This window comes from Metapseudomonas resinovorans (assembly GCF_002003485.1).
Classification (GTDB): Bacteria; Pseudomonadota; Gammaproteobacteria; order Pseudomonadales; family Pseudomonadaceae; genus Metapseudomonas; species Metapseudomonas resinovorans_D.
The window spans coordinates 59,856-65,855 of the sequence record NZ_BDMA01000037.1 but is presented as its reverse complement, the minus strand read 5'-3'; the positions used below and the strand labels follow the sequence as shown (position 1 = coordinate 65,855).

Below are 6,000 nucleotides of genomic sequence, written 5' to 3'. Positions count from 1 at the left end.
AAGCTGGCCAGGATTGCCTTTGCCCTGATGACCAGCCAACAGCCGTATCGGCCCCAGGTCGGCATGGCTGATTGACATGGAATCTCCCACAGAAGAAGATGCAGTGCTTGTCATGTAGGAGCGAGCTTGCTCGCGAACAGTCCGAGCACGACCTTTCGCGAGCAAGCTCGCTCCTACAGAAATCAGCTTAGAAACCCTCCAGCACGATCTTGCCCTTGGCCTTGCCACTTTCCAGCAGTGCATGGGCGCGGCGCAGGTTGGTGGCGTTGATGGTGCCGAAGTGCTCGCCCACGGTGGTCTTCAGCACGCCCGCGTCGATCAGTTGGCTGACACGTTCCAGCAGGCGGTGCTGTTCGAGGATGTCCGGTGTCTGGAACATCGAGCGCGTGTACATGAACTCCCAGTGCAGCGAGAGGCTCTTGCGCTTGAGCTTGGCCACGTCCAGCGAAGCCGGGTCGTCGATCAGGCCGAGCCGGCCCTGGGGCGCCAGGGCTTCCACCAACTGATCCAGGTGCTGATCGGTCTGGGTCAGGCTGGCGACATGGGTGACCTGGCTGAGGCCGGCGCTGCGCAGTTCCTCGGCCAGGGGCTTGCTGTGATCCAGCACATGGTGAGCCCCCAGTTCACGTACCCAGGCCTGGGTTTCCGGACGCGAGGCGGTGCCGATCACGGTCAGGCCGGTGAGCTGTCGGGCCAGTTGCACCAGGATCGAGCCCACGCCACCGGCAGCGCCCACCACCAGCAGGCTCTGGCCCTGGTCGGCCGTTCCCTCGGCAATCTGCAGGCGGTCGAACAGCAGCTCCCAGGCGGTGATGGAGGTCAGTGGCAGGGCGGCGGCCTGGGCGAAATCCAGGCTCTTCGGCATATGGCCGACGATGCGCTCATCCACCCGGTGGACTTCCGCGTTGCCGCCCGGACGAGTCAGGTCGCCGGCGTAGAACACGCGGTCGCCCGGCTGGAACAGGGTGACGTCGCTGCCCACCGCCTTGACCACACCTGCCACGTCCCAGCCCAGCACCTTGGGTTGGCCGGCTTCGGGAGGCGCATTGCGGCGGACCTTGGTGTCCACCGGATTGACCGAAATGGCGCGGACCTCCACCAGCAGGTCGCGCGGGCCAGGTTGCGGCTCCGGCAGCAGGATGTCCTGCAAGGACTCGGGGTTGTCGATGGGCAGGTTCTGGAAATAGGCGACGGCTTTCATCGGGACTCTCCGCATGGGGCTTGATGCGCCGCATGGTCGGTTATTTCGCTGACGAGAGAAATCGGCTAGAAAGCGACAGTCTTTCAATGAGAATTTGAAAATGCTGCGCCTCGACGATCTTGCCCTGTTCGTCAGCACCGCTGACCACGGTAGCCTCTCGGCCGCTGCCCGCAAGCTGGATGTCTCACCGGCCGTGGCCAGCGCCGCGCTCAAGCGCCTGGAGCAGCAGCTGGAGGTGCGCCTGTTCGCCCGCTCCACCCGCAGCCTGCGCCTGACGCCCGAGGGCGAGCAGTTCCTCGTCCATGCGCGCAACGCCCTGGCCAGCCTGGAAGAGGGGCAGCGGCAACTGGCGGGCGGTCGTGAAGACATCGCCGGGGTGCTGCAGCTGTCGGTCCCCTCGGATTTCGGCCGCAATGTGCTGGTGCCCTGGCTCGATGACTTCCAGCGTGAGCACCCGCGCCTGGCCATTCGCCTGCACCTCAGCGACCGCGTTGCCGATCTGTTCCGCCAGTCGGTGGACATCGCCATTCGCTACGGCGAGCCGGAAGACTCCAGCCTGGTGGCGCTGCCTCTGGCCGCCGCCAATCGCCGAGTGCTTTGCGCCTCCCCCGATTACTTCGCCCGTCACGGCCGGCCGCACCAGCCCGAGGACCTGGCCGCGCACAACTGCCTGCTCTACCAGTTGGGTGGGCGCGTGCATGATCGCTGGAGCTTCAGCGAGGGGCGGCGCGAGCAAGTGGTGGCCGTGAGCGGTAACCGCATCTGCGACGATGCCGACGTCGTGCGACGCTGGGCCCTGGCCGGGCAGGGGCTCATCTACAAGTCCTGGCTGGATGTGGCTGGCGATATCCAGGCCGGGCGCCTGGAACTGGCCCTGCCGCAGTACCGTGGGCAGGCGACGCCGCTGAACCTGATCTGCGCCCACCGTGCCCAACTCAGCAAGCCGGTGCGGCTGTTGCGCGAGTTCGTCCAGGCTCGCTGCGCCACGCTACTCGTCGGCGCGCCCTGGAGTTGAGTGTCGGTCGCGGCAATGCCGGCGTCTGATCGTCGAATTGCTCTGGCCCGAGGTTCCGCTATCGTCTGGATAAGCCGTGGCCTGCGTGGAGATTCCCGTGGCTGACTTGTGTCCGACCTGCCTGAATCCTGCCGGGCCCGCGCCCGGCGCCTGCTGTGGGAGTGCCGACTGATGCTGCGTAACCGCGAGCCGGGTGCTTTCCTGCCGACCTTGCTGCTGGTCTTCAGCGGCTACCTGCTGCTGGCCCTGGGGGCTGTCTGGCTGTCTCGCCAGCCCGGCAGCATTGCCACCCTCTGGTACGCCAACGCCTTCACCGTGGCCTTGCTCTGGGACCAGCCGCTGCGCCGCTGGGCGCCATTGCTGGCGGGGGCGATGCTCGCTGATCTTCTGGCCAACCTGGCCTTCGGCGATGGCTTTTTCCGGGCGGCGAGCTTCATCCCGCCCAATCTGTTGGAAGTGGTGCTGGCCGCGTCCCTGTTGCGGGTCAGCGGCGCGGCATTGCGGATGAACGAAAGCCCCGGAGCCTTCCTCCAGTTCATCTTTTTCGGTGCCCTGCTGCCGCCATTGATGGGCGCCAGCCTGGGGGCCAGCATCCTTGCCTGGCAGGGGCTGGATTCCTTCGAACGCGGTTGGATGTACTGGGTCGAGGGCGCCATGCTCGGCGCCGTCTCGGTGCTGCCCCTGGCGGTCTGGCTGCGCCAGCACAGCGGCTGGGAGCTGATCGGCGAGCGCCGCCGCCACGAACTGCTGCTCTACGTCGGGCTGGTGCTGCTGGGCACGCCCTTCGCCCTGCTGCTGTTGCCGTTCTCCTTCGTCTACCTGTCCCTGCCGCTGATAATCGCCGCGGTGCGCCTGACCTTCGCCAGCACCGCGCTACTGGTGGCGCTGGCGTCGGTGAGCGGCGGCCTGATCATTGCCATGGGCATGCTCGAGATGCCGGTTGCGCAGGAGGGCTGGCGCGACTTGCTGATCTACCTGCCGCTGCTGCTGGCGCTGTTGCCGGCGCTGCTGCTGGCCTCGGCGGTGGAACAACTGCGTCGGCGCCGACGCGAACTGGCGGCCAGTGAATCACGCTTTCGCGACGCCATGGACCATTCCGCCATCGGCATGGCACTGGTGGGGCTGGATGGCCGCTGGCAACGGGTCAACCGGACGCTCTGCGACATGCTCGGCTATGCGGAGGAGGAGCTCTCCAGCCTGAATTTCCAGGACGTCACCCACCCCGACGACCTGGCAGACGATCTCGAACTGGTGCAGGAAGTCCTCGCCGGGCGGCGCCACAGCTACCGTCTGGAAAAGCGCTACCTGCACAAGAGCGGGCGCGAAATCTGGGGATTGCTGGCGGTATCCCTGGTGCGCGACCACGAAGGCGAGCCGCTGTATTTCATTTCGCAGATCGAGGACATCGACCGGCGCAAGCGTGCCGAGGAGCGCGAGGCGGAACTGGCGCGCCGCTATTCGGTGGCGACCGAGGCCAGCGGTGTCGGCGTCTGGGAGTGGGACCTGGTCAACGATCGATTGCTCTGGGACGAGAGCATGTATCGCCTGTATGGCCGCAGCCTGGGTGATGAGCTGTCCTTCGCCGACTGGCGGGCCCACCTGCACCCGGACGATGCCACCCGCGCCGAACGCGAAGTGCTGGCCGCGCGGGAAGGCAGCCGGCGGCTGGACATCGAATTCCGTATTCGTCGTGGCGACGGCAACCATCGCGTGCTCAAGGGGCATGCGCGACTGGTCTGCGATGCCAACGGCCAGCCGCTGCGCATGGTCGGCACCAACTGGGACGTCAGCGAGCTGCACCAACTTGCCGAGCGCCTGCGTGATGAACGCGAGCGCCTGCAGGTGACCCTCGATGCCATTGGCGACGGCGTCATCACCTCCGACCTGGAAGGCAGGGTCAGCTTCCTCAATCCGGTGGCCGAACGCCTCAGTGGCTGGAGCAGCGACGAGGCCCGGGGTCTGCCCATCGAACAGGTGTTGCTGCTGGAAGGGGAGGACGGGCGGCTGGTACCCAACCCGGTGCGCGACTGCCTGGAGCGTGGCTGCGCGGCCAGTCTCCAGGGCCTCGCCTCGCTGCGTCACCCGGCCGGGGGCACCATCGCCCTGCGCGGCCAGGCGGCCCCCATGCGTGCGGGCGACGGCACCCTGCTCGGCAGTGTGCTGGTGCTCACTGACGTCAGCGAAGCCCGCGCCATGCAGAAGCACCTGCGCTACGCGGCAACCCACGATGCCCTGACCGGCCTGCTCAATCGCTCGGCCTTCGAGGATGCCCTTGCCGACAGCTGTCGCGAGGTCGTGCAGAACGATGGCAACAGCGTGCTCTGCTTCATCGACCTGGACCGCTTCAAGCAGGTCAACGACAACGCCGGTCACGCCGCCGGGGATGAGCTGCTGCGCCAGCTCGCCAGGCTGATGCAGGCCCAGGTACGCGCGGGTGACCAACTGGCGCGTCTGGGGGGCGACGAGTTTGCACTGATCCTGCGCAGTTGCCCGTTGTCCCAGGCGGAACTGCTGGCGGCGCGGCTGATCGCCCAGATCCAGGGTGTGGTGCTGGAGTGGGAAGGCCAGGAATTCCGCGTAGGCGCCAGCGTTGGCATCGCCTGCATCCACAGCGCCAACGCGCAGCCGGCGGAGCTCCTGAAACAGGCTGATACAGCTTGCTATCGGGCCAAACACGCAGGTCGGGGACAATTCGCTGTCGAACTCCGCTGAGACTGGCGGACCGATATATGACAGCCGCCAAGGCCTGGCCTAATCTCCATCGTCATGGCAGTGAATGAGAAACCCTTGCATTGCCTTTCGCCATACAACGCAAAATTCGAGGTCGATACCATGCGTAAGCTGCTCCTTCTTTCCCTGGCCCTCGTCAGCCCCCTGACCTTCGCCAAGACCGAATGCACCACCGCCGACAAGGCCACCTGGCAAGACCAGACCAAGTTCCAGGACGACCTCAAGGCCCAGGGCTACGACATCAAGAAGTTCAAGGTGACCGCTGGCAACTGCTACGAGATCTACGGCTGGGACAAGGACAAGCGCAAGGTCGAAATCTACTTCAACCCGGTCGACGGCAAGGTGGTCAAGCAGGAGATCGAGGACTAATCCGTGAGCACCGAAACCGTTCGCCTCTGGGACCCGGTAATACGGATTGGCCACTGGTCTCTGGTGGCTGCCTTCATCGGTGACTACTTCCTCAACGAGGCAGGTGACGGCTGGCACCGCTGGCTCGGCTATTACGCCGTGGCGGTGGTGCTGGTGCGGCTGGTGTGGGGCTTCGTCGGCCCCGCATCTGCGCGCTGGGCGGACTTCTCGCCGCGTCCTTCGCAGCTGGTGGCCCATGCCAGGACGCTGCTGAGCGGCGGCCATCTGCACCGCATGGGGCACTCGCCCCTGGGCGGGCTGGTGATGATCCTCATGCTGCTGCTGATGTTCGGCCTCGGCGTCACCGGTTTCCTGATGGAAGAAGTGGACTACTTCTGGGGCGAGGACCTGCCTCGTGACATCCATGAGTTCATGGCCGATAGCCTGTTCTGGCTGGCCTGCCTGCACGTGCTGGCCGCACTGGTGGAAAGCGTGCGCCTGCGTGAGAACCTGCCCTGGTCCATGGTGACGGGACGACGCAAGGTGCTTCGCGACTGAGGGCCGCATCGCGGCCCTTTTTGCACCTTGGCAGAAATCTTCCGCCGAGTCAGATGTAGGGTGCGCCATGCGCACCAGCTTCAGCGGGGGCTTGCAGCTCGTCATACACCCGGTGCGCACGGCGCACCCTACGGATCGGTTTCAGCCC

General features: G+C 65.9%; 5 protein-coding genes. 4 read left to right on the top strand and 1 reads right to left on the bottom strand.

What is annotated here, in order from left to right; all coding sequences use genetic code 11:
• Positions 1-187: 187 nt before the first annotated feature.
• Positions 188-1,201, bottom strand: coding sequence for a zinc-binding alcohol dehydrogenase family protein (locus MnOB_RS11430; RefSeq protein ID WP_077524343.1), 1,014 nt, complete (start codon positions 1,199-1,201; stop codon positions 188-190).
• Positions 1,202-1,301: 100 nt separating this feature from the next.
• Here MnOB_RS11430 and MnOB_RS11425 point away from each other — a divergent pair, with 100 nt between their 5' ends.
• The 4 genes from MnOB_RS11425 (at position 1,302) to MnOB_RS11410 (ending at position 5,852) form a co-directional block, all read left to right on the top strand.
• Entirely contained in the window at positions 1,302-2,216 is a 915-nt protein-coding gene (locus tag MnOB_RS11425; protein WP_077524342.1) for a LysR family transcriptional regulator, read from the top strand.
• A 171-nt stretch (positions 2,217-2,387) separates the two neighbouring features.
• Positions 2,388-4,928 carry a PAS domain S-box protein gene (locus MnOB_RS11420; protein WP_158713797.1) on the top strand — a complete coding sequence of 847 codons (2,541 nt, stop codon included), beginning with the start codon at positions 2,388-2,390 and terminating at the stop codon, positions 4,926-4,928.
• Between the two features lie 120 nt (positions 4,929-5,048).
• Positions 5,049-5,315 carry a PepSY domain-containing protein gene (locus tag MnOB_RS11415; protein ID WP_077524347.1) on the top strand — a complete coding sequence of 89 codons (267 nt, stop codon included), beginning with the start codon at positions 5,049-5,051 and terminating at the stop codon, positions 5,313-5,315.
• Between the two features lie 3 nt (positions 5,316-5,318).
• Positions 5,319-5,852: a cytochrome b/b6 domain-containing protein gene (locus MnOB_RS11410; protein WP_077524340.1), complete on the top strand. Its 534-nt coding sequence runs from the start codon at positions 5,319-5,321 to the stop codon at positions 5,850-5,852.
• Positions 5,853-6,000 lie beyond the last annotated feature (148 nt).

Coding starts and splice junctions, on each gene's coding strand:
- MnOB_RS11415 (WP_077524347.1), top strand. CDS start 5,049: ATGCGTAAGCTGCTCCTTCTTTCCCTGGCCCTCGTCAGCCCCCTGACC.
- MnOB_RS11425 (WP_077524342.1), top strand. CDS start 1,302: ATGCTGCGCCTCGACGATCTTGCCCTGTTCGTCAGCACCGCTGACCAC.
- MnOB_RS11420 (WP_158713797.1), top strand. CDS start 2,388: ATGCTGCGTAACCGCGAGCCGGGTGCTTTCCTGCCGACCTTGCTGCTG.
- MnOB_RS11430 (WP_077524343.1), bottom strand. CDS start 1,201: ATGAAAGCCGTCGCCTATTTCCAGAACCTGCCCATCGACAACCCCGAG.